Source organism: Alexandriicola marinus (assembly GCF_004000435.1).
Taxonomy (GTDB): Bacteria; Pseudomonadota; Alphaproteobacteria; order Rhodobacterales; family Rhodobacteraceae; genus Alexandriicola; species Alexandriicola marinus.
Genome location: NZ_RBVZ01000002.1, coordinates 196,021 through 219,823 on the forward strand (window position 1 = coordinate 196,021; position 23,803 = coordinate 219,823).

General features: G+C 63.7%; 28 protein-coding genes. 18 read left to right on the plus strand and 10 right to left on the minus strand.

Going from position 1 to position 23,803, the window contains the following annotated elements:
• Positions 1–15 precede the first annotated feature (15 nt).
• The 5 genes from lgt to EP376_RS07355 all read left to right on the plus strand — a co-directional run bounded on the left by lgt (position 16) and on the right by EP376_RS07355 (position 4,334).
• Positions 16–903: a prolipoprotein diacylglyceryl transferase gene (gene lgt / locus EP376_RS07340; protein ID WP_127654922.1), complete on the plus strand. Its 888-nt coding sequence runs from the start codon at positions 16–18 to the stop codon at positions 901–903.
• Positions 900–1,964: a class I SAM-dependent methyltransferase gene (locus EP376_RS07345; RefSeq protein ID WP_127654923.1), complete on the plus strand. Its 1,065-nt coding sequence runs from the start codon at positions 900–902 to the stop codon at positions 1,962–1,964. The genes lgt and EP376_RS07345 overlap by 4 nt, the downstream gene beginning before the upstream one ends.
• Entirely contained in the window at positions 1,961–2,716 is a 756-nt protein-coding gene (gene pgeF / locus EP376_RS07350; protein WP_127654924.1) for a peptidoglycan editing factor PgeF, read from the plus strand. The genes EP376_RS07345 and pgeF overlap by 4 nt, the downstream gene beginning before the upstream one ends.
• A gap of 319 nt (positions 2,717–3,035) precedes the next feature.
• Positions 3,036–3,191: a hypothetical protein gene (locus tag EP376_RS22945; RefSeq protein WP_164744886.1), complete on the plus strand. Its 156-nt coding sequence runs from the start codon at positions 3,036–3,038 to the stop codon at positions 3,189–3,191.
• Positions 3,192–3,632: 441 nt separating this feature from the next.
• Positions 3,633–4,334 carry a Hint domain-containing protein gene (locus tag EP376_RS07355; RefSeq protein WP_238928688.1) on the plus strand — a complete coding sequence of 234 codons (702 nt, stop codon included), beginning with the start codon at positions 3,633–3,635 and terminating at the stop codon, positions 4,332–4,334.
• Between the two features lie 3 nt (positions 4,335–4,337).
• On the opposite strand, the gene EP376_RS07360 is transcribed toward EP376_RS07355, so the two are convergent.
• Positions 4,338–4,838 (minus strand): Lrp/AsnC family transcriptional regulator, encoded by a 501-nt coding sequence (locus tag EP376_RS07360; protein ID WP_127654925.1) that lies wholly within the window; start codon positions 4,836–4,838, stop codon positions 4,338–4,340.
• A gap of 103 nt (positions 4,839–4,941) precedes the next feature.
• A complete protein-coding gene (locus EP376_RS07365; RefSeq protein WP_127654926.1) occupies positions 4,942–5,700 on the minus strand; it encodes a sulfite exporter TauE/SafE family protein in 759 nt (252 codons plus the stop codon).
• Positions 5,701–5,802: 102 nt separating this feature from the next.
• Between EP376_RS07365 and trxB the strand changes: the two genes are divergently transcribed.
• Positions 5,803–6,783: a thioredoxin-disulfide reductase gene (gene trxB, locus EP376_RS07370; protein ID WP_127654927.1), complete on the plus strand. Its 981-nt coding sequence runs from the start codon at positions 5,803–5,805 to the stop codon at positions 6,781–6,783.
• Positions 6,784–6,991: 208 nt separating this feature from the next.
• Positions 6,992–9,055: a bifunctional sulfate adenylyltransferase/adenylylsulfate kinase gene (locus EP376_RS07375; protein WP_240652443.1), complete on the plus strand. Its 2,064-nt coding sequence runs from the start codon at positions 6,992–6,994 to the stop codon at positions 9,053–9,055.
• Between the two features lie 111 nt (positions 9,056–9,166).
• On the opposite strand, the gene EP376_RS07380 is transcribed toward EP376_RS07375, so the two are convergent.
• Positions 9,167–9,391 carry a DUF1150 family protein gene (locus EP376_RS07380; protein WP_127654929.1) on the minus strand — a complete coding sequence of 75 codons (225 nt, stop codon included), beginning with the start codon at positions 9,389–9,391 and terminating at the stop codon, positions 9,167–9,169.
• The gene (locus EP376_RS07385) at positions 9,388–9,810 is read right to left on the minus strand and encodes an Hsp20 family protein (RefSeq protein WP_127654930.1); all 423 of its coding nucleotides are present in this window, start codon (positions 9,808–9,810) and stop codon (positions 9,388–9,390) included. The genes EP376_RS07380 and EP376_RS07385 overlap by 4 nt, the downstream gene beginning before the upstream one ends.
• A gap of 175 nt (positions 9,811–9,985) precedes the next feature.
• Here EP376_RS07385 and EP376_RS07390 point away from each other — a divergent pair, with 175 nt between their 5' ends.
• The 3 genes from EP376_RS07390 to EP376_RS07400 all read left to right on the plus strand — a co-directional run bounded on the left by EP376_RS07390 (position 9,986) and on the right by EP376_RS07400 (position 11,834).
• Positions 9,986–10,204 carry a YdcH family protein gene (locus EP376_RS07390; RefSeq protein WP_127654931.1) on the plus strand — a complete coding sequence of 73 codons (219 nt, stop codon included), beginning with the start codon at positions 9,986–9,988 and terminating at the stop codon, positions 10,202–10,204.
• A gap of 78 nt (positions 10,205–10,282) precedes the next feature.
• Entirely contained in the window at positions 10,283–10,765 is a 483-nt protein-coding gene (gene purE, locus EP376_RS07395) for a 5-(carboxyamino)imidazole ribonucleotide mutase (RefSeq protein WP_127654932.1), read from the plus strand.
• A complete protein-coding gene (locus tag EP376_RS07400) occupies positions 10,758–11,834 on the plus strand; it encodes a 5-(carboxyamino)imidazole ribonucleotide synthase (protein ID WP_127654933.1) in 1,077 nt (358 codons plus the stop codon). Before purE ends, EP376_RS07400 begins: the two co-directional genes overlap by 8 nt.
• An 8-nt stretch (positions 11,835–11,842) precedes the next feature.
• Here the strand turns inward: EP376_RS07400 and EP376_RS07405 are convergent, their stop codons facing one another.
• Positions 11,843–12,619, minus strand: a complete 777-nt coding sequence (locus EP376_RS07405; protein ID WP_127655882.1) for an alpha/beta fold hydrolase — start codon at positions 12,617–12,619, stop codon at positions 11,843–11,845.
• A gap of 88 nt (positions 12,620–12,707) precedes the next feature.
• Between EP376_RS07405 and EP376_RS07410 the strand changes: the two genes are divergently transcribed.
• Positions 12,708–13,172, plus strand: coding sequence for an NUDIX domain-containing protein (locus EP376_RS07410; protein WP_127654934.1), 465 nt, complete (start codon positions 12,708–12,710; stop codon positions 13,170–13,172).
• Here EP376_RS07410 and EP376_RS07415 read toward each other — a convergent pair.
• Positions 13,139–14,134, minus strand: a complete 996-nt coding sequence (locus EP376_RS07415; protein ID WP_127654935.1) for a hypothetical protein — start codon at positions 14,132–14,134, stop codon at positions 13,139–13,141. The genes EP376_RS07410 and EP376_RS07415 overlap by 34 nt on opposite strands.
• A 90-nt stretch (positions 14,135–14,224) precedes the next feature.
• Positions 14,225–14,728, minus strand: coding sequence for a hypothetical protein (locus EP376_RS07420; protein ID WP_127654936.1), 504 nt, complete (start codon positions 14,726–14,728; stop codon positions 14,225–14,227).
• Positions 14,729–14,913: 185 nt separating this feature from the next.
• Between EP376_RS07420 and EP376_RS07425 the strand changes: the two genes are divergently transcribed.
• Positions 14,914–15,765 (plus strand): DMT family transporter, encoded by an 852-nt coding sequence (locus EP376_RS07425; RefSeq protein ID WP_127654937.1) that lies wholly within the window; start codon positions 14,914–14,916, stop codon positions 15,763–15,765.
• Between the two features lie 52 nt (positions 15,766–15,817).
• Here the strand turns inward: EP376_RS07425 and groL are convergent, their stop codons facing one another.
• Together groL and EP376_RS07435 are read right to left on the minus strand one after the other, a co-directional pair.
• Entirely contained in the window at positions 15,818–17,458 is a 1,641-nt protein-coding gene (groL, locus tag EP376_RS07430; protein ID WP_127654938.1) for a chaperonin GroEL, read from the minus strand.
• A 66-nt stretch (positions 17,459–17,524) separates the two neighbouring features.
• Positions 17,525–17,812: a co-chaperone GroES gene (locus EP376_RS07435; protein WP_127654939.1), complete on the minus strand. Its 288-nt coding sequence runs from the start codon at positions 17,810–17,812 to the stop codon at positions 17,525–17,527.
• 235 nt (positions 17,813–18,047) lie between these two features.
• Between EP376_RS07435 and EP376_RS07440 the strand changes: the two genes are divergently transcribed.
• Positions 18,048–19,043, plus strand: a complete 996-nt coding sequence (locus EP376_RS07440) for a TraB/GumN family protein (protein WP_127654940.1) — start codon at positions 18,048–18,050, stop codon at positions 19,041–19,043.
• A 3-nt stretch (positions 19,044–19,046) separates the two neighbouring features.
• On the opposite strand, the gene EP376_RS07445 is transcribed toward EP376_RS07440, so the two are convergent.
• The gene (locus EP376_RS07445) at positions 19,047–19,724 is read right to left on the minus strand and encodes a DUF2161 domain-containing phosphodiesterase (RefSeq protein ID WP_127654941.1); all 678 of its coding nucleotides are present in this window, start codon (positions 19,722–19,724) and stop codon (positions 19,047–19,049) included.
• 147 nt (positions 19,725–19,871) lie between these two features.
• Between EP376_RS07445 and EP376_RS07450 the strand changes: the two genes are divergently transcribed.
• The 5 genes from EP376_RS07450 to EP376_RS07470 all read left to right on the plus strand — a co-directional run bounded on the left by EP376_RS07450 (position 19,872) and on the right by EP376_RS07470 (position 23,801).
• Entirely contained in the window at positions 19,872–20,789 is a 918-nt protein-coding gene (locus EP376_RS07450; protein WP_127654942.1) for a manganese-dependent inorganic pyrophosphatase, read from the plus strand.
• Between the two features lie 117 nt (positions 20,790–20,906).
• The gene (locus EP376_RS07455) at positions 20,907–21,782 is read left to right on the plus strand and encodes a TIGR01459 family HAD-type hydrolase (RefSeq protein ID WP_127654943.1); all 876 of its coding nucleotides are present in this window, start codon (positions 20,907–20,909) and stop codon (positions 21,780–21,782) included.
• A 123-nt stretch (positions 21,783–21,905) separates the two neighbouring features.
• Positions 21,906–22,349 carry a MaoC family dehydratase gene (locus tag EP376_RS07460; protein ID WP_127655883.1) on the plus strand — a complete coding sequence of 148 codons (444 nt, stop codon included), beginning with the start codon at positions 21,906–21,908 and terminating at the stop codon, positions 22,347–22,349.
• A 50-nt stretch (positions 22,350–22,399) separates the two neighbouring features.
• Entirely contained in the window at positions 22,400–23,353 is a 954-nt protein-coding gene (locus tag EP376_RS07465) for a bifunctional riboflavin kinase/FAD synthetase (RefSeq protein ID WP_127654944.1), read from the plus strand.
• The gene (locus EP376_RS07470) at positions 23,346–23,801 is read left to right on the plus strand and encodes a YcgN family cysteine cluster protein (protein ID WP_127654945.1); all 456 of its coding nucleotides are present in this window, start codon (positions 23,346–23,348) and stop codon (positions 23,799–23,801) included. Before EP376_RS07465 ends, EP376_RS07470 begins: the two co-directional genes overlap by 8 nt.
• Positions 23,802–23,803 lie beyond the last annotated feature (2 nt).

Sequence of the window (23,803 nt, forward strand, 5' to 3'; positions counted from 1 at the left end):
CCGCAATGAGCGGCCATGCAGAGCGGTATTCCTTTTCCAGATATCTCGCCCGAGATCGTGTCGATCAGCCTCTTCGGCATGGAGTTTGCCCTGCGCTGGTATGCCATGGCGTATATCGTGGGCATCATCATCGGCTGGCGGATCACGGTGGCTGCGCTGAAACGGCCCGCCCTTTGGCGCGACCAGACCCCGGCGATGACGCCGGAACAGCTGGAAAACCTGCTGACCTGGATCGTGATCGGGATCATCGGTGGCGGACGGCTGGGATATGTCCTGTTCTACCAGCCCGGCTATTACCTGCAGAACCCGGCCGAAATCCCGATGATCTGGACCGGTGGCATGTCGTTCCACGGTGGCTTCCTCGGCGTCGTACTCGCGATCCTGATCTTTGCGCGGCGCCACGGCATTCCACTTGGCTCGGCTGCAGATTCCATCGCGCTGGCAAGCCCGCCCGCGATCCTGCTGGGTCGGATCGCCAACTTCATCAATGCCGAACTGTGGGGCCGGCCCACCGATCTGCCCTGGGGTGTGATCTTTCCGGGGGAGGCCGCACAAGCCTGCGCCACGGCAGGGCAGCTTTGTGCCCGCCACCCGTCTCAGCTTTACGAAGCGTTCCTCGAAGGGGTCGTTCTTCTGATCTTGCTCGTCTGGCTGGCGTTCCGGCGCGGCGCGCTCAGGACGCCGTGGCTTATGTCGGGGGTGTTCTTCACGGGTTACGGGCTTGGCCGGTTTGCCGTGGAATTCGTGCGCCAGCCGGATGCGCAATTCGTCTCGCCGGGCAACCCTCTTGGCCTTGCGCTGCATATCAACGGATGGGGGCTGACCATGGGACAACTTCTGACATTGCCGATGATCATCATCGGCCTCGCAGTGATCGTCGCCGCGCGACGGGCGCGCGCATGAGCCCGCTTGGCCGCAAGATCGCGGCGCGGATCGAACAGGATGGGCCGATGCGGCTCGATACGTTCATGGCGCTGTGCCTGACCGATCCGGAACATGGCTACTATACGACCCACACCGATCCGATCGGGCTTCAGGGCGATTTCGTCACCGGCCCCGAGATCAGCCAGATGTTCGGTGAATTGATGGGCCTGTCCCTCGCCTCCTGCTGGGCGGAACAGGGCACGCCCAATGGCGCGATCCTCGCCGAGCTGGGCCCCGGTCGCGGCACCCTGATGTCCGACGTCTTGCGTGCAGCCTCCAAAGTGCCGGGCTTCCGCGACGCGGTCAGCGTGCATTTCGTCGAGGCCTCGCCGAGACTGCGGGCCGAGCAGGCCCGCAAGGTGCCCGACGCGACTTGGCATGACACACCCGACAGCCTGCCTGACGGGCCATTGTTTCTCTTGGCCAACGAATTCTTCGACGCGCTGCCGATCCGCCAGTTCGTCCGCACGGGCGGCAGCTGGCGGGAACGGGTGATCTCCCGCGACGCCTCGGGCGGGCTTGTCCCGGACCTTGCCGACCCCGCGCCCGTGCGCGCTCTGGCATGGCGGCTGGCCGACACGGCAGAGGGCGATATCGTGGAACTGTGCGAACCCGCGCTCGAGATCACGGCGATGCTGGGTGCGCGGATCGCGACGGCGGGCGGCGCGGCGCTGATCGTCGATTACGGCGGCTGGCGCAGCTATGGCGATACGGTTCAGGCCATGTCGCGGCATGAATATGTCGATGTATTTTCCGCCCCCGGCCAGATCGACCTGACCGCGCATGTGGATTTCGAGGCACTGGCCCGTGCGGCGGTCCCTGCGCGTCACAGCCGGATGGAGACACAGGGTGTCTTTCTGGAACGGCTGGGCGTGACACAACGTGCGCAGGCGCTGGCCGCCCGCGCCGAGGGCGAGGCCCGGGAAGCGATCGTCACCCAGCATCACCGCTTGACCCACCCCGACGAGATGGGCCAACTTTTCAAGGTACTGGGGCTCTTCCCCGAGGGGGCCTCGCCGCCACCCGGTCTGGAGCCATGACACTGGACATCATCACGTCGGATCTGATCGCACCCGCGAAACACGGGTTCTTCGGCCGGTCGGGCGGTGCATCGTCGGGCGTGTTCCACGGGCTGAATTGCGGCCATGGCAGCTCGGATCAATCGCAGGCCGTGGCTTTGAACCGGGTCCGCGTGGCGCAGGCACTGGGGATTGACCCAGAAAACCTGATGGGTGTCACGCAGGTGCATTCGGCCGATGTGACCGTCCTGCGTGACGCGGTGCCGGACCGCCCGCGTGGTGACGCGATTGTCACCGACAAACCCGGCCTCGCCCTGTCGATCCTGACGGCCGATTGCGCTCCCGTCCTATTTGCGGACACGGAGGCCGGGGTGATCGGGGCGGCGCATGCCGGCTGGAAGGGCGCCTTGGCAGGTGTACTCGAGGCGACGATCGAGGCGATGGAGACCCTCGGCGCAGAGCGGGGCCGCATCGTGGCCGCGATTGGCCCGACGATCAGCCAGAAGTCCTACGAAGTGGGTCCGGAATTCGTCGATGCCTTCATTGCCGAGGATGACAGGGCCCTGCGCTTCTTTGCAGGTGGTGAGGGCGACCGGATGCAGTTCGACCTGCCGGGATATGTGCTGTGGCGACTGCGCGAGGCAGGCGTGCGGAATGCCGAATGGACCCGGCATTGCACCTATGCCGACCCGGACAGGTTCTTCAGCTATCGCCGGGCGACGCATCGCCGCGAAGCCGATTACGGGCGCCTGATTTCAGCGATCTGCCTGTAAGGCGTCGGTCCGGCGCCATGTCCGAAGGATTGCGGCATTCCTCGGGCAGATCGGCGCCTTGATGCTGTCACAAATCCCGAAACAATGCGTCCGGTTGTATCGGCATTGTCCCCGACGATCACCTCCAGAGCCTGTGGCAGTTGGCCCTGCGACTGAATGACCTGCAACTGTTTGTTCGCCACATTTCATCAACCAGTTTCCGGCAGAAATTTTCGGAACGCCCTACTGAGGCCAAACTGGCCTGTCACTCATACATCACCCCAGATAGCGCGGGGCCCAATCGCAACGCGTGATGAGGACGGACCTGATGGAGACAGAGATGAAATCCCAACGACGCTGGATGAAATCGATCCTCGACGAGGCGCAGGCCTGCAAGACGCGGATGCCGTGGGAACGCGGATTGCGCCGGCAAGCCATGATCAGTCGACGCAAGGCAGCGCCCGCCCCCCGCCTGAAACAGGCCGCCGCGGGCTGACGGATTTCGGCTGGATCAGCCGGCGGGGTCACTTGGCCCGGCAAACAGATCACCCCGGCGGCGGAGCCGCCACATTTGCATCCCCTCGACTCCCCGGCCTTTGTGCCGGGGATTTTTTTGTCCAACGCTTTGGCGCGAATCGAAATGTGGCAGGATTTTCCCACCTCCGGTGAACAATTTTCGGAATTGCGGCGGGATTGGTCCCACGACTTGCGAAAATCGCCCCGAAATTTTGACCTTTCCGTGCAGGTTGGGCACATTTCACTCAATGTCATTGTTCCTCAGATGTTGTTGGTGGGGCCAACAAATGATGTGACGAACCGAAGGGTACGCCGCATGATCAGTTCGCCTCGTTCCTCTGCACGGGATCTCGTGCCGACACAGGAAACCACCGTCGGTTCCATGAACCGGCTCGCTCAGACAGCTGGACGACCTCAGCGCATGCCGCCTCTCATGCGCAAGATCGAGGTCGTCCACCTGGCTTCTCCCTCATCGAAGGATATCCAGGATTTCACCCGGATCGTGCCGGCATTGCCTGTCTTCGAGGATGCGCTGTGCGCATTCGCACGCGGCTGCCTGCTGCATACGGATCGCGGCCAGATCGCCGTCGAAGACCTGCTTCCCGGCGACAAGGTCTGCACTGCGGATGCCGGGTTTCAGACGCTTCTGTGGCGCGGAGCCACGATCATTTCGCCCAGCGCCACCCGGCAGGAGCCATCGATGGGCAAACTGACGCGGATCGCGGCCGATGCACTGGGGATCGCCCGCCCGATGCCGGACCTTATCCTCGGTCCGAAGGCACGGCTGATTCACCGCTCGCACGGCGTCCGCAGGCTGACCGGGTCAGAGACGGCCGCCATACCCGCGCGCGATTTCATCGACGGCAACAACATCATCGAACTGACGCCCCCGACCTCGGTGCCCGTCTATCACCTGGGCTTCGAGGGCCACCATCGGATCCCCACCAACGGGGTGGAGATCGAAAGCTATCATCCCGGCCCTGCACATCTGATCGGGCTTCGGGGCGAATTGCTGGACGTCTTCCTGTCATGTTTCCCGCATGTCAGCCGGATCGAGGATTTCGGTGCCCCGTCTCTGCCTCGGGTCCGCCTGTCAGACCTTGATCTGTTCGACGTGGCCTGACGGTCAGGCCTCGCGGGCCAGCCGCTCCTCGAGGACATCGAACGGAACTCCCGGCTCGTCCTTCGCGCCGCGGATGACAAGGCTCGTCTTGACGCTGGCCACGTTGGGCGCGGCGGTCAGGCTTTCAGTCAGGAAGGACTGGAAGGTGCGCAGATCGGGGGCCACGCATTTGAGGATGAAATCCACCTCACCGTTGAGCATGTGGCATTCCCGGACAAGCGGCCAGGCACGGCAGCGTTCTTCGAACGCGGAAAGGTCGACCTCGGCCTGACTTTGCAGCCCGACCATGGCAAAGACCTGAACCTCGAAGCCCAGTTCCCGGGCATCGACCTCGGCGTGGTAGCCGCGGATGAACCCCTGCTCTTCGAGCGTGCGGACACGACGCAGGCAAGGCGGCGCGGAAATGCCGACCCTCTTGGCCAGTTCGACATTGGTCATGCGGCCGTCGGCCTGCAATTCGGCCAGTATCATCCTGTCGATCTCGTCGAGCTTGGGCCCCGGCATCGTCTCCCCCCTGTATGAATTGAGGGATTCATACGTTTTGGCGCGAAGGTGCGCAACAAAATTTCGCGAAAGCGCAAGAAAGTTGCGGCAAATGCCGAGATCTCTAACCAGACGCCCAAAGATCACGCGCCCCCACATAGACAAGCCTCAGGGCAAGAACAGCGAGGACAGACACAAGGGCCCTGCGAAAGGTCGCCTCTTTGATCCGCAAGAGGACCTGACGGCCGAAGATAGTGCCCAGTGCGCCCGCCCCGATCATCAGCACCAGAAAGGTCAGCCACGGCGCGAAGGCGAAGCCGAGCAATCCGAAAGCCGCAACCTTCAGCCCGTGCTGAAGCGTCATCAGGACGGCGTGGGTCGCGATGTGTCGCTGCCGCGGCAGGTTCAGCGTGCGGATGTAGTTCACCACAAAGGGCCCTGTCGCGCCGAAGAACATCGTCAGGAAGCTCGATATCAGGCCATTGAGCCATGCCGCCCGGGTCAGCCAGGCGGGGGGCTTGCGCAGGATCGACCACAGGATGAAGAGCCCCACCACCAGTTGGACGAGCGCGGGAGGCAGATCAATGACGAGGGCTCCGCCAAGCCCGATCCCGAGGACGGCGCCGATGGCGAAGGCGCCCGCCACCGGCCAATGCGCATGGCGCAGGAACAGAAGGCCCCGAAACAGGTTCGAGCCAAGCTGGATCACACCATGAACCGGGATCAGCGCCACAGGCGGCAGGAGGCTCGCCATGATCGCAAGCACGAAGGCGCCACCGCCGATCCCCATGGCGACAGTCATGAATGATCCGGCAAAACTGGCCAGGAACAGGCCAAGTGCGACGAGGGGATCGAGCCCGGCTGTCCAATCGGGAATGCTCATATCGCTCTATCCGCCGGGGCTTGCGCCGATGCAAGCGGTTGCCCCCCTTCCAACCGGAGGACGGGCCTTCTATATCGGAGCGGAGACACAAGGGGATGCGCCATGGCCGAGACACGTCACACAAAGCTTCTGATCGTCGGATCCGGACCTGCGGGGTATACTGCGGGCGTCTATGCTGCGCGCGCGATGCTCGAACCCGTTCTAATCCAGGGAATAGAACCCGGCGGCCAGTTGACGACCACCACCGAGGTGGAGAACTGGCCCGGTGATACCGAGGTGCAGGGCCCCGACCTGATGGTCCGGATGGAAGCCCATGCCCGGGCCATGGGATGCGAGATCATCGGCGATATCGTGACCGAACTGGACCTGTCGAAGCGACCCTTCACCGCGCAGACCGACAGCGGCATGGTCTGGACAGCGGATGCGGTGGTGCTGGCCACGGGCGCGCGGGCGAAATGGCTGGGCCTGACGTCTGAAGAGAAGTTCAAGGGCTTCGGCGTCTCGGCCTGCGCGACCTGTGACGGGTTCTTCTATCGCGGGCAGGAGATCGTCGTGGTCGGCGGCGGCAATACCGCGGTGGAAGAGGCACTGTTCCTGACGAATTTCGCGTCGAAGGTGACGCTGATCCATCGCCGTAACGAGCTCAGGGCGGAAAAGATCCTGCAAGAACGGCTGCTCAATCACCCCAAGATCGAGCCGATGTGGTTCCACACGCTCGAAGAGGTCACCGGCACCGACAATCCGCTGGGCGTCGAAGGCGTGAAGGTGAAGAACGTCAACACCGGTGAGGTCACGGAGATCCCCGCCAAGGGCGTCTTCATCGCCATTGGCCATGCGCCTGCATCCGAACTGGTAAAGGATCAGCTGGAAACCCATATGGGCGGCTATGTGAAGGTCGAGCCCGGCTCGACCCGCACCTCGATCCCCGGCGTCTTCGCCGCGGGCGACCTGACGGACCACATCTACCGGCAGGCGGTAACGAGCGCGGGCATGGGCTGCATGGCGGCGCTGGATGCCGAGAAGTTCCTCGCAGAGCACGAGGTTCCCGCCGACGCGCATCCGACACCGAGCGCGGCAGAGTAATCCCCCCCTTTCAGACATGGGCGCAACGGTTTCTTGAAAAGAAACCGGTCTGGAAACTTTGAAAGTTTCCGGTCGGCCGATCGCTGCAGCGCGGCATTTGGGCAACAAGCCGCCTGTTCCCCCGGAATTGGGGGGTTTCGCGCCGGCGGAGAACATGACATGCGTTCATTCGTGAACGCACTTTGAGTCGCCCCGCATGAACGCGATCGTGAAAAACCCAGATGCCGCGGATAACGATCTGCTGTTTCGCCTCCTGCGTCAGGTCGACCTGACGCCGGACGCGAGCCAGCGCGCGATTGCCGCGGAGCTGGGCGTGTCTCTGGGACGGCTGAATGCCCTGCTCAGGGCCGCTGCTCGCGACGGATTCATCAGCATCAGCGAACGTGCGGGGCCGGACAAGCGGCTTCGTTTCGCCTATTCGCTGACCGCACGTGGCGCGTCGGAAAAGATGCGTCTGACAGACCAGTTCCTCGCTCGCAAGCTCGCAGAATACGAGGCGTTGCACGCCGAATTGACGGGCAGTGGTAGCGGGCTCGTTCCAATCAAGCACAGGACCCATCCGATGCAAAACAACCTGACCCCGATCCCCGAACTCTATGTGTCTCACGAGAGCGCGCAGAAACTGAAGCTGGAGGCCGCGAATCTCGTCTCCTGGGACCTGACGCCGCGCCAGATCTGCGACCTCGAACTGCTGATGAACGGTGGGTTCAACCCTCTCAAGGGCTTTCTGACCGAGGCCGATTACAACGGCGTCGTCGAAAACATGCGCACCGCCGACGGATCGCTGTGGCCGATCCCGATCACACTCGACGTCTCGGAAAAGTTTTCCGAAGGGCTCGAGATCGGGCAGGACATCGCCCTGCGCGACCAGGAAGGCGTGATCCTCGCCACCATGACCGTCACCGACCGTTGGGTGCCCAACAAGGCGCGCGAGGCAGAGATGGTCTTTGGTGCCGACGACAGCGCACATCCGGCCGTGAACTACCTGCACAACCATGCCGGCGCCGTCTATCTTGGCGGTCCGGTCACGGGCATTCAGCAGCCCGTGCATTATGATTTCCGCGCACGTCGCGACACGCCGAACGAATTGCGCGCCTTCTTCCGAAAGCTGGGCTGGCGCAAGGTTGTCGCGTTCCAGACCCGCAACCCGCTGCACCGCGCCCACCAGGAACTGACGTTCCGGGCCGCCAAGGAAGCGCAGGCCAACCTGCTGATCCACCCGGTCGTCGGCCTGACGAAGCCGGGCGACGTGGATCACTTCACCCGCGTGCGCTGCTACGAGGCGGTTCTGGATCAGTACCCGGCCTCGACCACCACGATGAGCCTGCTGAACCTCGCCATGCGCATGGCCGGCCCGCGCGAGGCCGTCTGGCATGGTCTGATCCGCAAGAACCACGGCTGCACGCATTTCATCGTCGGCCGCGACCACGCCGGCCCCGGCAAGAATTCCGCCGGCGAGGATTTCTACGGGCCCTATGACGCGCAGGACCTGTTCCGCGAGCATCAGGAAGAAATCGGGATCGAAATGGTCGACTTCAAGCACATGGTCTATGTGCAGGAGCGCGCCCAGTACGAACCCGCCGACGAGATCGCCGACAAGGACGACGTGACGATCCTGAACATCTCGGGCACAGAACTTCGCCGTCGTCTTCAGGAAGGCCTCGAGATCCCCGAGTGGTTCTCCTTCCCGGAGGTGGTGACCGAACTGCGCCGGACCCGTCCGCCGCGGGCCAAGCAGGGGTTCACCGTGTTCTTCACCGGGTTCTCCGGGTCGGGCAAATCGACGATCGCCAACGCGCTGATGGTCAAGCTGATGGAGATGGGGGGCCGTCCGGTCACGCTTCTCGACGGGGACCTTGTCCGCAAGAACCTCAGCTCCGAGCTGGGCTTCTCGAAGGAGCACAGGGACCTGAACATCCGCCGCATCGGCTATGTCGCCTCCGAGATCACCAAGAACGGCGGCATCGCGATCTGCGCACCCATCGCGCCCTATGCGGCCACCCGCCGCGCCGTGCGTGAAGACATCGAGGCCTTCGGCGCCTTTGTCGAGGTTCACGTGGCGACCTCGATCGAGGAATGCGAACGGCGCGACCGCAAGGGTCTCTACAAGCTGGCACGCGAAGGCAAGATCAAGGAATTCACCGGTATCTCCGATCCCTATGACGTGCCCGAAAACCCCGAACTGCGGGTCGAGACGGAAGGCACCGACGTGGACAATTGCGCCCACCAGGTGATCCTCAAGCTCGAAAGCATGGGCCTGATCGCCGGCTGATCCTCAGCGACATCTATCCAAACGACAAACGCCCCCGGCATGACAGTGCCGGGGGCGTTTTTTCCGATTAACCGGGGCCAGGAGATTGATCCCGACCGCACGGGGCGACGGTCAGTGCAGCGTCACCGGCTCCATATCGTGCTGACGCGCCAGAGCGAATGCGAGCGAACGGTTACCCACGAGCGCCAACTGCTCCCCGTCGGAATTGTGAACCGCAAAGATTGTCTCCAGCCCCTCGGCCTGTTCACGCACCTCGCTGGGCAGATCGGAAACGGGGACCGGCTTCACATAGACAATGCGGCCGTCAATTGCGCTAAGATCGATCTTGGTGTTCATGCCTTGTCTCCTTTCCGGATCTGGATGGTCTGAACGACGCTTTCGGGAACTTTCCGGCTCAGGTCGACATGCAGAAGACCGTTCTGAAGGAAAGCCTCCCCCACATCGACGCCATCGGCGAGCACGAAGCTCCGCTGGAACTGGCGCCGCGCGATCCCGCGATGCAGATACACGCGGTCGGCATCGTCTTCGGACTGGCGCCCCCGGATCACGAGGCTCGAATCCTCGACCGTGATGCTCAACTCATCCTCACCGAACCCGGCAACCGCGAGGGTGATCCGGTAGGAATGGTCGGATGTCTGTTCGATGTTGTAGGGGGGATAACCGTCATTCCCCGACTTCGCGGTCCGTTCGACCAGCCGTTCAAGCTGCTCGAACCCCAGAAGATAGGGGTGCGCCCCCAAGGTCAGTTTCGACATGTGACGTGTCCTCGTTCAAGCGACAGTCGCCGGGCGTCCCGTTTTGGCGGCGCCCTGCTTGATGAAAAATATGGGGAGTTCTGGCTTGGTTGCAAGTCCGAAGGCCCCGAAATGCTTTGAGAACAGGGGCAGCGGGCCTATAGTCAGGCATCCCCAGAGAGGTGGCGCGAATCGCATGAATACATCGGCCCGCATGGAGCAGAACGAGGTCCTGCGCGTGAAACTCGCGGTGCTGCGCCGCGAGCATCGTGATCTCGACGAGGCCATCGATGCGCTGCATGAACGCGGATCGGCCGACATGCTGACGATCCGGCGTCTGAAAAAGCAGAAACTCGCGCTGAAGGACCAGATCAGCCGGTTGGAAGACAGGCTGCTGCCCGACATCATCGCCTGAAGCCGACGGGCGCGATTGCACCCGGGGCCGGTCTTTGTATAGTGCCGCTTCCTTTTCGCCGCAGACGGAGACGCGGGCATGGCCGAACCTCGGGTGGGTATCATCATGGGCAGCCAGTCGGACTGGCCGACGCTGAAGCCCGCCGCCGAAATCCTCGACGAGCTGGGCGTGACCTACGAGATGCGGATCGTCTCGGCGCACAGGACCCCTGACAGGCTCTGGGACTATGGCAAATCGGCCGCCGCACGCGGCCTTGGCGCGATCATCGCGGGCGCGGGCGGCGCGGCACATCTGCCGGGCATGATGGCGTCAAAGACGCGGGTGCCGGTGATCGGTGTCCCGGTCGAGACACGGGCACTGGGCGGTGTCGACAGCCTCTATTCCATCGTGCAGATGCCCCGCGGATTTCCGGTGGCCACAATGGCGATCGGCGGCGGCATGAATGCGGGCCTGATGGCCGCGGCGATCCTTGCCGTCAGCGACGATGCGCTGGGGACGCGGCTCGATGCCTGGCGCGAGGCGCTGTCGGCCTCGATCCCGGAAGAGCCCGTCGATGAGTGAGGCACCGCTTGAACCCGGCCAATGGATTGGCATCCTCGGCGGCGGACAACTGGGCCGGATGCTGGCCGTCGCGGCAAGCCGGCTTGGCCTGAACGTCCATATTTACGAGCCGGGGGCGAATTGCCCCGCCTCGGACGTCGCCGCACGGACCACGACCGCCCCCTATGACGACGGTGCCGCGCTCGAGGCATTTGCCCGGTCGGTCGACGTGGTGACCTATGAATTCGAGAATGTCCCTGCCGACGCGCTCGACGCGATCGAGGCGATCCGGCCGATCCGGCCGGGGCGGCGGGCACTGGCCACCTCGCAAGACAGGTTGACGGAAAAGACCTTCCTGCAAGAACTGGGCCTTGCCACAGCACCCTTTGCAGCCGTCGACAGTGACGCCGATCTTGAAGAGGCGATCGCCCGGATTGGCCTGCCCGCGATCCTCAAGACGCGCACGCTGGGCTATGACGGCAAGGGGCAGGTCCGGCTGTCAACGGGCGATGACGCGGCGACGGCGCGGGCTGGCCTTGGCGGCGCGCCCGCGATCCTCGAGGGCTTCGTGGAGTTCAGCGCCGAAGTCTCCGTCATCGGTGCGCGCGCGACGGACGGAGCGGTGGCTTGTTTCGACCCGGGCGAGAACGTGCATCGCGACGGCATCCTCGCCACGACGACGGTGCCCGCCCGGCTGAGCACGGCGCAAAGGACGGATGCGATCCTGCTGGCCGCGCGGATCATGACCGCGCTGGATTACGTGGGCGTCATCGGGGTAGAGCTGTTCGTGTCGCCCAAGGGCCTGATCGTCAATGAATTCGCGCCGCGTGTTCATAACTCCGGGCATTGGACACAGGACGGCTGCCTGATCGACCAGTTCGAGCAGCATATCCGGGCCGTGGCCGGCTGGCCGCTGGGCGATGGAAGCCGCCATTCCAATGTCGTGATGGAAAACCTGATCGGTGACGAGGTGACCCGGATCCGGACGCTGCGGGCCGAGCCGGTGTCGATCCACCTTTACGGCAAGGCCCAGGTCAAGCCCGGCCGCAAGATGGGCCATGTGAACCGCATCACGGGCCCTGCCGGTTGATCCGCCCGTCAGGGCATGCCGGAGCCGAACAGCACATCCGTCAGGCTGAGGTTCCGATCGAAGGCCCCGGTCTTGAGGAAGGCCAGAACCTGCGCCATCACCAGCGGATTGTTCATCATGAAGGTATGGCTGACCGGCAGAACGAGGTGGTCGGTCATTCCCGGCAGCACGGTCGAGGCGACCGAGACCTTTCCGTCATCGGGCCCCTCGATCAGCGCGGAATAGACAGGGTTGAGCGTTCCTGTTCCGGCGATGATCCCGACCTCGTACATCGGCAGAACGGGCAGATTGTTGGGCACCGAACCGGCATCCGTCCCCAGTTCGAGACCGGCCGGTCCGTTAACCCATTCGAACGGCTCGAAATCGCCGAAGATATCTACCAGTTCAGACCCCTGATTGGGCGGCCCGAGCATGACCACACGCCCCATCCTGTCGGGGCGGTTCTCGGTCAGCCAGGCACGGACCAGAATACCGCCCAGCGAATGCGTGACGAAATGGACGGTGCGGTCGCCGCAGGCGGCCACGTCCGCCCCCACATGTTCGGTGACGAGCGTTTCGATATCGAGCCGGGTCGAGGGATAGCCGCGATTGACGACGAAATAGCCTTCGGCCTGCAGCACCTCGGACAACGGGGTCAGGGAATATTCGCTGCGCGCCAGACCGTGAAACAGCACCACACATTCCGCCCTGTCCTGCGCGCTGACAGGGGCCGCCACGATGGCGGGCGCGATCGCCGCGCAAGCAGGCGCAAGGGCCAGCGTCAAGAGAATGAGGATGCGTTTCATCATTTACATCTAGCACTAAATTGGCTGACGTTAAGGTCAGGTTTCCCGTGACCTTGCGTCCCTTCGCCCTGCCTGCCAGTTTCCGCTCATGACACAGACCAAAGCTGCGCGCCCGCCGCGCATCGCGGTGCGCGGTATACTCGTGCACAATGACCGGCTCTTGCTTGTGAATGCCTGGAAAGGGCATGACCGGCTTTGGTGTGCACCGGGCGGCGGGGTGGAGCCGCATTCAAGCCTGCACGACAACCTGCGCCGCGAATTCCTTGAAGAGACGGGACTGGTAATCGACATCGGCGCGCCCTGCCTCGTGAACGAATTTCACGAACCGGCCTCGGACTTCCACCAGATCGACATCTATTTCCGCTGCACGTTGATCAGCGGCGATCCGCATGGCGACTGGACCGATCCGGAAGGCATCGTCTCTTACCGTCGCTGGGCCAGCCGCGGCGAGATGGCGGATCTGCCCTGCAAGCCAGACAGCCTTGCAGCCGTGGCCTGGGAGGAGATAGCCCTGCCCTACTACGACGCGCTCGAACCGCTGGTCCGTGGCTGAGCCCGGGGCTGATCGTCCAGCCTGACAAGCCGGACCTCGGTTCCCGGGCCCGCGACATGCGCCGCGCAGCAGGGCACAGCGCCCTCGTATCCGTGGGGCAGCTCGGGCCAGACCCGCCCCGCCAGCCCCGACAGGTGCCAGACCTCCACCCCGCGCCCGGCCAGCCCAGTGACAAGGGCGCGAGAGGGGCGTGGAAACGTCTCGTTCAGCACCACGCAGCCCGGCCAGAGCTGATCGGCCGAGGCCGCGAGCGCGCCCCTGCGGGAGACATCGATCAGAAGAACCGGCCCCGCGGCCAATTCGTCGCGCAGCTCAGAAAGGCTGACCGAGGCGCCGGCCGCCGGGTCGACGATATGGAGAGAGGTCGATCCCGATGCCAGCGACTGGCGCAATGCTGTCCCGATGCGGCCGGCGCCTCCGAACAGGATCGCAGGCGGTTGCTGACCGCCGAACCGTGTCTCGGTCAGTTCCGCGATGGCCGCAACAAGAGCGCTGATCACGATCGGGCGGCTGTCACGCGCCGTGATATGGCGCGATCCGGCGACGACACCGGGCAGAATTCCCGCAAGATTGATCTCACGCGCGCCGCAAATCCGGGCAATCCCGGCAATCCGCTCCAGAAGCCGGTCAAATGACACCCGGTTCGCAGGGTCGAGGAAATCGGCCTCCGTCACGGGAGACGCCAGAACAATGCCCCATGCACCCCCCTGACGCAAAACGCCGATGGGGCTGGCCTGCCAGCGGAAACGCTCTGCGATTGGCCCGACACCGTAAGAGGCCACGAAATCCCGACTGCCCGCATAACAGAAAAAGATCGACCGAGGCCCGCGGCCGGTGATCCGCGACCACAGACCGATCACGAGGAAGGGCAGACGTGTCAGACACAGCACCGCAAGCACAAGAACCGATATACGGATCGCCGGGCCAGACACCCGCCGGCCAAGGGGCCCAGACTTGCCCATTCAAAAATCCTGAACGCAAATTCTTTATAAAATCACGCTCAGGGTGGCTGGCGGAGCCTGCAGTGTCAACGGGACGGCAGTGCCGCCCAGTCAGGCGATGCGGTTCTCGCGCTTGTTGGGTTTCTTGCCATCCGGGCCGATCAGGTCATCGATCATCTGGCGAGCAGGGCCGCCGATCGTGGCCTCGTCGCGCCGGGCTGCCCACCATTCACGGCCACCGGGATTGTCGGTCAGGTCCATGGTATGCAGCTTGGCAAAGCCCATCGCCTTTTCCTTTTCGACAGTGGACAGATGGGCAAACCGGTGGATCGACACGATCGACGGCATGGCCATTTCGATCAGCGTCTCGAACCGCAGCTTGTCGACCTCGGACAGGTCGGAATAGCTCTTGCGTCCACGGATCAGGAGATCTGCCACATCGGGATGCAGGATCCGGGTCTTGTAATCATTCAGGGCGCGCATCCGGGCATCCCTTTGCTGGATGCGGAAGAGGCTGTTCGCCGTCCGAAACTGAACGGCCACCATGATCGCTGAAATCAGAATGCCGGACGCGCTGCAGATCAGGGCAATATTGCCGATGTCTTCAAGTGTCATGTCTTGGTCTTCTCGTTGGGCGCTCATTGTCTTTAGGACCTGTGAAGCCGTCGGGCAATCACCGACTGCGATGCGGACCAGAGTCTGGTGGACGGCCCTCTCATCGCAATCGCGAGATCATCACGTGGCCGTCAGACCCTGACCCCGCCGCTTGCGCGCTGCGCCCGAACGGGTGAGCGTGGGGCATGAAGATCATTGTCCTGACAATTCTGACACTTGTGGCCTTCGCGTCGAATTCGATCCTGAACCGGTTCGGGGTCGCCGGGCTGGGCATGGATCCCGGCGCCTTCGCCGTGGTTCGGGTTCTGTCGGGTGCGGCCATGCTCGGCGCGATCGTCCTTTTGAGGGGCCGCAAGGCAGCCGTAGCATCCCCGCGCGTGTTCCGGCGTGTCGGATCGGCGACGGCGCTCGCGCTGTACATGATCGGGTTTTCGATGGCCTACCTGACCCTCGATGCGGGCGTGGGCGCGCTGATCCTGTTCGGCGCGACCCAGATCACGATGTTCGCCGGGGCCCTATTCGGAGGAGAGCGGCTCACCGCCCTGCGGATCGGCGGGGCGGGCATCGCCCTGTCGGGGCTCGCGGTGCTGGTCTGGCCAGCCGACGGCAGCGCGGCCCTGCCGCTTGCGGGCGCGGGCCTGATGGCGGCCGCGGGCTTCGGCTGGGGGCTTTACTCGCTCGCGGGTCGGGGGGAAACCGATCCGCTGGCTTCGAGTGCGGCCAATTTCGCGATCTGCCTGCCGCTTGTCCTGCCACTTCTGGCATTCGGCGAACCGGGCTGGAGCGGCCCGGGACTTGCCGTGGCAATGGTCGCGGGCGCGGTGACATCGGGGCTTGGCTATGCCCTGTGGTATTCGGTTCTGCCCGCGCTCGGCGCACAAAGGGCCGCGGTGGCCCAGTTGTCGGTGCCGCTGATCGCGGCACTGGGCGGTGTCATCCTGCTGGGCGAGGCCGTGGGCTGGCGGTTCTGGGTGGCCGCCGCGCTCGTTCTGGGCGGGATCGGGCTGTCGGTGATCACGCGGGCGCGCACCCCATAAAAAAGGGGCCCGAAAGACCGGGCCCCTTCTATTCGTTCAAAGCCGGGCTGGCTTACATCATGCCGCCCATGCCGCCCATGTCGGGCATGCCGCCACCGGCAGCGCCTTCTTTCTGCGGAATGTCGGCAACCATGGCTTCGGTCGTGATCAGCAGGCCGGCAACAGAGGCTGCATCCTCCAGAGCGGTGCGGACAACCTTGGCCGGGTCGATGACGCCGAACTTGAACATGTCGCCATATTCTTCAGTCTGGGCGTTGAAGCCGAACGACAGGTCGCTGGATTCGCGGATCTTGCCCGCGACCACCGCACCGTCGACGCCGGCATTCTCGGCGATCTGGCGCAGCGGAGCTTCGAGCGCACGGCGCACGATGGCGATACCTGCATCCTGATCGGAGTTTGCACCCGTCAGACCGTCAAGCGACTTGGCACCCTGGATCAGGGCCACGCCACCGCCGACAACGATGCCTTCCTGAACGGCGGCACGGGTCGCGTTGAGCGCGTCATCGACACGGTCCTTACGCTCCTTGACCTCGACTTCGGTCATGCCACCGACGCGGATGACGGCAACGCCGCCGGCCAGCTTGGCAACACGTTCCTGAAGCTTCTCGCGGTCGTAATCGGAGGAGGTTTCCTCGATCTGGCCACGGATCTGGTTCACACGGGCTTCGATCTCGGCCTTGTCACCGGCACCGTCGACGATGGTCGTTTCGTCTTTGGTGATCGAGACGCGCTTGGCGGAGCCGAGCATGTCGATGGTGACGTTCTCGAGCTTCATGCCCAGATCTTCGGAGATGACCTGACCACCGGTCAGGATCGCGATGTCCTGAAGCATGGCCTTGCGGCGATCACCAAAGCCCGGTGCCTTGACGGCAGCGATCTTCAGTCCACCGCGCAGCTTGTTGACGACGAGCGTGGCGAGCGCTTCGCCCTCGACATCCTCGGCGATGATCATCAGCGGCTTGCCGGACTGAATGACCGACTCGAGAAGCGGAACCATCGGCTGAAGCGAGGAGAGCTTCTTTTCGTGGAGCAGGATGACGGCGTCTTCCAGCTCGGTCGTCATCTTCTCGGGGTTGGTCACGAAGTAGGGGCTGAGGTAGCCGCGGTCGAACTGCATGCCTTCGACGACTTCGGTCTCGGTCTCGAGGCCCTTGTTCTCTTCGACGGTGATCACGCCGTCATTTCCGACCTTCTGCATCGCGTCGGCGATCTGGCGGCCGATTTCGGCTTCGCCGTTGGCCGAGATCGTGCCGACCTGGGCAACTTCGGCCGAATCGCTGACCGGACGGGCCGCGGCCTTGATGGCATCGACGACCTTGGAGGTCGCGAGGTCGATACCGCGCTTGAGGTCCATCGGGTTCATGCCGGCGGCAACCGACTTCATGCCCTCGGTCACGATCGACTGGGCCAGAACCGTGGCGGTGGTGGTGCCGTCGCCGGCCTCGTCATTGGTGCGGGAAGCAACTTCCTTCACCATCTGGGCGCCCATGTTCTCGAACTTGTCTTCCAGTTCGATTTCCTTGGCGACCGTGACACCGTCCTTCGTGATGCGCGGCGCGCCGAAGGATTTGTCGATGACGACGTTGCGGCCCTTGGGGCCGAGCGTGACCTTAACCGCGTTGGCAAGGGTGTTCACACCCTTGAGCATCCGGTTCCGGGCATCGGTGTTGAATTTCACGTCTTTGGCTGACATCTCTGTTTCTCCTTAGAGGTTTTCCGTGGCGATCAGGGCGCAAGCCCGCGGCAAGACTGCCGTGGCTCAGGCGATGATCCCGAGGATGTCGCTTTCTTTCATGATCAGAAGCTCTTCGCCTTCGATCGACACTTCCGTGCCCGACCATTTACCGAAGAGCACCTTGTCGCCGTCCTTGACGGCCATCTCGATCAGCTCGCCGCTGTCCTTGCGTGCGCCTTCGCCACACGCGACAACCACGCCTTCCGCAGGCTTTTCCTTGGCGCTATCGGGAATGATCAGGCCACCGGCGGTTTTTTCGTCACCTTCGAGGCGACGGACCAGCACGCGGTCATGAAGCGGTTTGAATGCCATCTTCGAGTCTCCTAGCTCAAAGTTTCCTCACTTGCCCCCCGGCAGAGCGGGAGGCGTTATCACTCACCACATGTGAGTGCTAACGAGCGGTAGTTAGGGAATGCACCGAAAGCTGTCAAGCAGCGGGGTCGCGAAAACTTGATCGCCCCTGCAATGGCCCGGTTCGCATCGTTGAGAACCGAAGTCAGGGGCACTATCTCCTTGAGGACAGACCTGCAACCAGTTGGACCGTTCCATGACATTGTTCCGCGCCATCATCTCGACCCTTCTGTGCCTGACACCCGCCCTGGCACAGGCGGCCTGCTCGGGCGCCAGTCTGCTGGACAGGTTCACGCCAGAGCAAAGAGCCGAGCTTGCCGACGCGGCAGCGGCCACACCCTACGGAGACGGCCTGTTCTGGACGGCCCGCAAGGACGGACGAGAGATCACGCTGGCCGGGACCATGCACCTTTATGACGACAGGCACGCCGCTCTGCTCGACCGGATCGCCGATCCCTTGCGCGCGGCAGATATCCTTCTGGTCGAGATGACCCCGCAGGAAGAGGCCGAAATGCAGCGCGCCATGGCCGACGATCCGTCACTTGTCTTCATAACCGAAGGGCCAACCCTGCCCGACCAATTGCCCGAAGAACTCTGGCAGGAGCTTGCGGCAGCAGCACGCGACAGGCAGGTGCCGGGGTTCGTTGCCGCAAAATCGCAGCCGTGGTTCCTGTCGATGACCCTGTCGATCCCGCCCTGCGCGGTGGGTGAATTGTCAGGCGGGCTGAGGGGGCTTGATCACATGATCATGGACACGGCCGAAGCGGCAGACGTGGACATGGCCTCGCTCGAGGATTGGCGAACCCTGCCGGATTACTTCCGGACCATGTCGATGGATGACCAGATCGACATGCTGCGCATGGCGCTGATCGCGCCCGAGCTTCAATCTGAGGCCTTCGTCGCGATGCTCGACAGCTATTTCGCGGGCCGCGTCGCCGAGATCTGGGAAATGTCGCGCCTGTCGGCCGACCTCTTGCCCCCGGACACGCGGGACGCCGCGCTGTCTGGGTTGGACATCACGGAAGACCTTCTGCTCGACGCGCGCAACGTGGCATGGATACCCGTGATCCTTGATGCGGCAGAGACACATGACCGGGTCTTCGTGGCCGCAGGTGCCGCCCATCTGCCGGGTGAGACCGGTGTTCTGGCGCTCCTCGAGCAGGAGGGATGGGAGATTACACCCCTGCCCTGATCCTCAGATCGTGACATCGCCATAATCGGCAAGCCCCTCGTGACCGGCCCTGGTCAGACCATACACGCCGCGTTCGACCCGTTCGAACCAGCCATAGTGATTGTCGGCCATGATCCGCGTCGCCTGAGGGACCTCGGCCCAGTCGGCGACGATCGCGCCACGCTGTGGCCCATGAACGGCCAGAAGCCGCGCGCAGCGTATGGCGTCGGCCCGGTAGCCTGTGACAATGCCATGCCGCGTGGCACCGCCCTCGTTCGGGTCGCCGCGCAGCCGGTCGAAGGCCTTGTCCAGCCGGGCCTTTTTCTTCTTCGATTTTCGCGGTGTGTAGGGGCCCGGTGCCGCCAGTTCTTCCACATGGCCGTCACGAAGCCGGACCGACAGAACGCCAAGACCCAGCCGCCGCGCCAACCTGACGTTGTCACGGCGCGCGCGTTTGCCGGGCGGGGGCACGGCCAACCACACCTGATCGGTCAGCCCCAATCTGTCGATCCCCTGATGAAACAGCGCGAGCGAAAACCCGAGTTTCATCTCGACGATGACGAGCCCGCCCTTGGCATCGCGGCCCACGACGTCGGCCGCACCGACCTCCGCGCGCACCTCATAGCCGCGCGCCTCGAGCCAGGCCTTGACGGCCGGGTAAAGCTGCGCCTCGCGGGTGGGTTTGATCTCTTTCGCCGCCATGATCAGACCATGCCCCTGCCGCGCAAAAAGGGAAAGCCGGGCAAGAGGTGCGAAACTCCGCGATGCGTCACCCTGCCCCCCGTGACACCCGGTCGCGTGCCCCCTATAAGGCCAACGATTCAGTTAAACCCCGCAGGTTATTCCCACATGACGACGCTTGTTTTCGGCCATAAGGCCCCCGACACCGATTCGACCGGTTCCCCGCTGATCTGGGCATGGTATCTCAACGAAACCGGCACCCCCGCCGGAGCACGCCTTCTGGGGCAGCCCAACACCGAGGCGCTTTTCGTGGCCGAACGCTGGGGCTTTGACCTGCCGGCAGTGATCGAGGACGTGACGGCGGACGATCAGGTCGTGATCGTCGACACCAACAACCCGGCCGAGCTTCCCCCCTCGATCAACGAGGCCGATATCCGCGCGATCATCGACCACCACAAGCTGGTCGGCGGGCTGGAGACGAAGGGCCCGATCGACATCACCATTCGCCCGCTGGCATGCACGGCGACGATCATGCATGACCTGATGGGCGACGCGGCGAAGACCGCGCCCGAAGGCATCAAGGGCCTGATGCTGTCGTGCATCCTGTCGGACACGCTGGAATTCCGCTCCCCCACCACGACGGATCACGACCGCGCCGTGGCCGAAGCGCTGGCCGCCGACCTCGGCATCGATATCCCCGGCTACGCGGCCGAAATGTTCGCCGCGAAATCCGACGTGTCGGCCTTCTCGGACGCGGAACTGCTGCGGATGGATTCCAAGGAATACGGCGTCGGCGACACGAAATTCCGGGTCTCGGTTCTGGAGACGACGGCGCCGCAGATGGTGCTGGACCGCAAGGCATCGCTGATGGACTCGATGGCCACCGTCGCCGCCGAAGATGGCGTCGATCAGGTCCTGCTGTTCGTCGTGGATATCCTGAACGAGGAAGCCACGCTTCTGGTTCCGAACGACCTCGTCAAGACCGTGGCCGCCAAGAGCTTTGGCGCCGAGGTCACCGGCGACACGGTCGTTCTGCCCGGCATCATGAGCCGCAAGAAACAGATCATCCCGAACCTGGCCGTCTGACCGCAGACGGAACCGGACAAGAGGGCGCCTTGCGGGGCGCCCTTTTCGTTTGCGCAAGCCTCGCACCGACCGTCATTGCGTGCTAGCCAAGCGCCATTCGCAAAGGCAGAGGGCCTCATGACCCAGATCATCCAGTCGTTTTCCGAAATCTCCGGCATGTATGACGCGGCATTCGTCGATCTGTGGGGCTGCATGCATGACGGCGTGCGCGCCTTTCCCGATGCGGTCGCGGCGATGCAGGCCTTTCGCGCGGGCGGGGGCAAGGTGATCTTCGTGACCAACGCGCCCCGCGCCCGCAAGGACGTGGCCCGCCAGATCGCAGGGCTCGGCATCCCCGACGATTCATGGGACGCGATCGCCACTTCCGGCGATTCGGCGCGGGCCGCGATGTTTCGCGGCGTGGTGGGCGACAAGGTCTGGTTCATCGGGCAGGATTTCGACCAGACGTTCTTCGACCCCATGGCCCTGATCGAAGACCCGGCCGAGATTGTGCAGACCAGCCTCGAAGAGGCAGAGGGCATCGTCTGCTGCGGCCCCGAAGACCCGCATGCCGACCCGGCCGTCTATCGCCCGCAATTCCTCTATGCCAAGCAAAAGGGGCTCAAGCTTCTGTGCGCCAATCCCGATATCGTCGTGGATCGGGGCGAGAGCCGGGAATGGTGTGCCGGGGCGTTGGCCGCGCTTTATACCGAAATGGGCGGCGAGAGCCTGTATTTCGGCAAACCGCATCCGCCGATCTATGATCTGGCCCGTCAGCGGCTTTCGGCATTGGACGGGGTGCAGCGCAACCCGGCGATCATCTGCATCGGCGACGGGATCGCCACGGATGTGCAGGGTGCGATGGGCGAGGATCTGGATTGCCTGTTCATTACCGGGGGCCTCGCAGCGCGGGAAACCGGCACACGCGATGGCGCCCCCGACCCGGACAAACTCGAGGCTTATCTGGGCGAAGCGATGATGTCGCCGCTCTATTCCACCGGCTTCCTTCGATAGGGCCAAATCCGGTCGGGCGGGGCAGGTTCGGCTTGACATTCTGCATCCGCAAAGTAATTTCCTTTCCGAAACGGCGCCTGTGACGTTCATTTATTTCGGCAAGGAATCGCGATGCTCGATGACATGAACCATAATCTGCCTCGCGGCACGATCTGTATCGAGGATATCGAGATCGGGATGACCCGCTCCTTGAAGAAGCGCGTGACCGACCGGGATATCGAACTCTTCGCCGAAGTCTCGACCGACCGGAACCCCGTGCATCTGGACGATGATTACGCGCAGGATACGATTTTCGAGGGTCGGATCGCCCATGGGATGCTGACCGCAGGCCTCGTCTCCGCCGTCATCGGAGAGCAGCTGCCGGGCCATGGCACAGTCTATCTGGGCCAGTCGCTCAAATTCCTCGGGCCTGTACGGCCCGGTGACGTTGTGACCGCCGAGGTCGAGGTGACCCAGATCGATCACGCAAAACGCAAGGTGACGATGGACACGCGCTGCCTGATCGAGGGCAAGAAAATCCTCGTGGGTGAGGCAGTTGTGCTGGCACCCTCTCGCAAGTTCGACTGACGGTCGCGCGTGGCTTGCGCCGCGCCCCCTCTCAGGCTAGCAAACGTCCCATGCGCCTGATCCGCGACAGCCTTTTCGTAAATCCCGGCGACCGCGGCGCGGTCGCTGCGATCGGTAATTTCGACGGCGTGCATCTGGGCCATATCTCGGTCATCGACCGCAGTCGCGAAATCGCCGTCGAGTTGGGGGCGCCGCTTGGCGTGCTGACATTCGAGCCGCATCCCCGCGAATACTTTGCCCCCGATGCCCCGCCGTTCCGCCTGATGAACGCAACTGCGCGGGCGCACCGGCTGGAAAAGCTCGGTGTTGAAAAACTGTATGAATTGCCCTTCAACAAGACGCTCTCGCAGCTTTCAGCGCAGGAATTTGCAAGCCAGATCATCAGCCAGCGGCTGGGCCTCAAGCACGTCATCGTGGGTGAGGATTTCCGGTTCGGCAAAGGCCGCGATGGCGACGTGGACGCATTGCGCGCGTTCGGCGAGGAGATGGGATTCGGCGTGACAATTGCCCCCCTTCTGGACCTTGGTCAGACCGAAGTGTCGAGCACCGCGATCCGCGACGCGCTCAGCGAGGGCCGCCCCCGCGACGCCGCCGCCATGCTGGGCCATTGGCACCGGATCGAGGGCGAGGTGATCCGCGGCGATCAGCGCGGGCGCGAACTGGGATATCCCACCGCGAACATGTCGATCGCCGGCCTGCATCCACCGAAATTCGGGGTCTACGTGGTTCTGGCCTCGGTCCTGTCCGGCCCCCACAAGGGCCTTTACCATGGGGCGGCCTCGATCGGGATCAAGCCGACGTTCGGCGAGAACACCCCCAATTGCGAGACGTTCCTGTTTGATTTCAAGGGCGATCTCTACGGTGCGCCGATGTCGGTCGCGCTTGTCGATTACCTGCGCCCGGAAGAGTCATTCGACAGCCTCGAAGCGTTGATCACCCAGATGGACGCGGATTGCGCAAAGGCGCGCGATATCCTGTCTGAGCTGCCCCGCCACCATGTCTGAACCGCTGCGCCCCAAGTTCTGGGAACGGGTGTCATTGACCCAGATGACACGGCCCGAATGGGAGGCCCTGTGCGACGGTTGCGGGAAGTGCTGCCTCAACAAGCTTGAGGACGAAGATACCGGCGAAGTGGACCTTACCTGCATTGCCTGCAGACTCTTGGATGGCGAGACCTGCCGCTGTTCGCGCTATGAGACGCGGCATGATTTCGTGCCCGAATGCATCGTTCTGACGGCCGAGACGATCCCCGAGCATCTGTACTGGCTGCCGCGCACCTGCGCCTATCGGCTGCTGCACCTGGGCCGCACCCTGCCCGACTGGCATCCGTTGATCACCGGCGATCCCGACAGCGTGCATCACGCAGGCGTGTCGGTGCGCGGGATGACCGTGTCCGAGACAGAGGTCGATGACGACGACTGGGACGATCACATCATCGCGGAGCCTCTGTGAAC

What these genes read in the sequence shown, in the direction of transcription:
- lgt (WP_127654922.1), top strand. Translation starts at nt 16, where the DNA reads ATGCAGAGCGGTATTCCTTTTCCAGATATCTCGCCCGAGATCGTGTCG.
- EP376_RS07345 (WP_127654923.1), top strand. Translation starts at nt 900, where the DNA reads ATGAGCCCGCTTGGCCGCAAGATCGCGGCGCGGATCGAACAGGATGGG.
- pgeF (WP_127654924.1), top strand. Translation starts at nt 1,961, where the DNA reads ATGACACTGGACATCATCACGTCGGATCTGATCGCACCCGCGAAACAC.
- EP376_RS22945 (WP_164744886.1), top strand. Translation starts at nt 3,036, where the DNA reads ATGAAATCCCAACGACGCTGGATGAAATCGATCCTCGACGAGGCGCAG.
- EP376_RS07355 (WP_238928688.1), top strand. Translation starts at nt 3,633, where the DNA reads ATGCCGCCTCTCATGCGCAAGATCGAGGTCGTCCACCTGGCTTCTCCC.
- EP376_RS07360 (WP_127654925.1), bottom strand. Translation starts at nt 4,838, where the DNA reads ATGCCGGGGCCCAAGCTCGACGAGATCGACAGGATGATACTGGCCGAA.
- EP376_RS07365 (WP_127654926.1), bottom strand. Translation starts at nt 5,700, where the DNA reads ATGAGCATTCCCGATTGGACAGCCGGGCTCGATCCCCTCGTCGCACTT.
- trxB (WP_127654927.1), top strand. Translation starts at nt 5,803, where the DNA reads ATGGCCGAGACACGTCACACAAAGCTTCTGATCGTCGGATCCGGACCT.
- EP376_RS07380 (WP_127654929.1), bottom strand. Translation starts at nt 9,391, where the DNA reads ATGAACACCAAGATCGATCTTAGCGCAATTGACGGCCGCATTGTCTAT.
- EP376_RS07385 (WP_127654930.1), bottom strand. Translation starts at nt 9,810, where the DNA reads ATGTCGAAACTGACCTTGGGGGCGCACCCCTATCTTCTGGGGTTCGAG.
- EP376_RS07390 (WP_127654931.1), top strand. Translation starts at nt 9,986, where the DNA reads ATGAATACATCGGCCCGCATGGAGCAGAACGAGGTCCTGCGCGTGAAA.
- purE (WP_127654932.1), top strand. Translation starts at nt 10,283, where the DNA reads ATGGCCGAACCTCGGGTGGGTATCATCATGGGCAGCCAGTCGGACTGG.
- EP376_RS07400 (WP_127654933.1), top strand. Translation starts at nt 10,758, where the DNA reads ATGAGTGAGGCACCGCTTGAACCCGGCCAATGGATTGGCATCCTCGGC.
- EP376_RS07405 (WP_127655882.1), bottom strand. Translation starts at nt 12,619, where the DNA reads ATGAAACGCATCCTCATTCTCTTGACGCTGGCCCTTGCGCCTGCTTGC.
- EP376_RS07410 (WP_127654934.1), top strand. Translation starts at nt 12,708, where the DNA reads ATGACACAGACCAAAGCTGCGCGCCCGCCGCGCATCGCGGTGCGCGGT.
- EP376_RS07415 (WP_127654935.1), bottom strand. Translation starts at nt 14,134, where the DNA reads ATGGGCAAGTCTGGGCCCCTTGGCCGGCGGGTGTCTGGCCCGGCGATC.
- EP376_RS07420 (WP_127654936.1), bottom strand. Translation starts at nt 14,728, where the DNA reads ATGACACTTGAAGACATCGGCAATATTGCCCTGATCTGCAGCGCGTCC.
- EP376_RS07425 (WP_127654937.1), top strand. Translation starts at nt 14,914, where the DNA reads ATGAAGATCATTGTCCTGACAATTCTGACACTTGTGGCCTTCGCGTCG.
- groL (WP_127654938.1), bottom strand. Translation starts at nt 17,458, where the DNA reads ATGTCAGCCAAAGACGTGAAATTCAACACCGATGCCCGGAACCGGATG.
- EP376_RS07435 (WP_127654939.1), bottom strand. Translation starts at nt 17,812, where the DNA reads ATGGCATTCAAACCGCTTCATGACCGCGTGCTGGTCCGTCGCCTCGAA.
- EP376_RS07440 (WP_127654940.1), top strand. Translation starts at nt 18,048, where the DNA reads ATGACATTGTTCCGCGCCATCATCTCGACCCTTCTGTGCCTGACACCC.
- EP376_RS07445 (WP_127654941.1), bottom strand. Translation starts at nt 19,724, where the DNA reads ATGGCGGCGAAAGAGATCAAACCCACCCGCGAGGCGCAGCTTTACCCG.
- EP376_RS07450 (WP_127654942.1), top strand. Translation starts at nt 19,872, where the DNA reads ATGACGACGCTTGTTTTCGGCCATAAGGCCCCCGACACCGATTCGACC.
- EP376_RS07455 (WP_127654943.1), top strand. Translation starts at nt 20,907, where the DNA reads ATGACCCAGATCATCCAGTCGTTTTCCGAAATCTCCGGCATGTATGAC.
- EP376_RS07460 (WP_127655883.1), top strand. Translation starts at nt 21,906, where the DNA reads ATGAACCATAATCTGCCTCGCGGCACGATCTGTATCGAGGATATCGAG.
- EP376_RS07465 (WP_127654944.1), top strand. Translation starts at nt 22,400, where the DNA reads ATGCGCCTGATCCGCGACAGCCTTTTCGTAAATCCCGGCGACCGCGGC.
- EP376_RS07470 (WP_127654945.1), top strand. Translation starts at nt 23,346, where the DNA reads ATGTCTGAACCGCTGCGCCCCAAGTTCTGGGAACGGGTGTCATTGACC.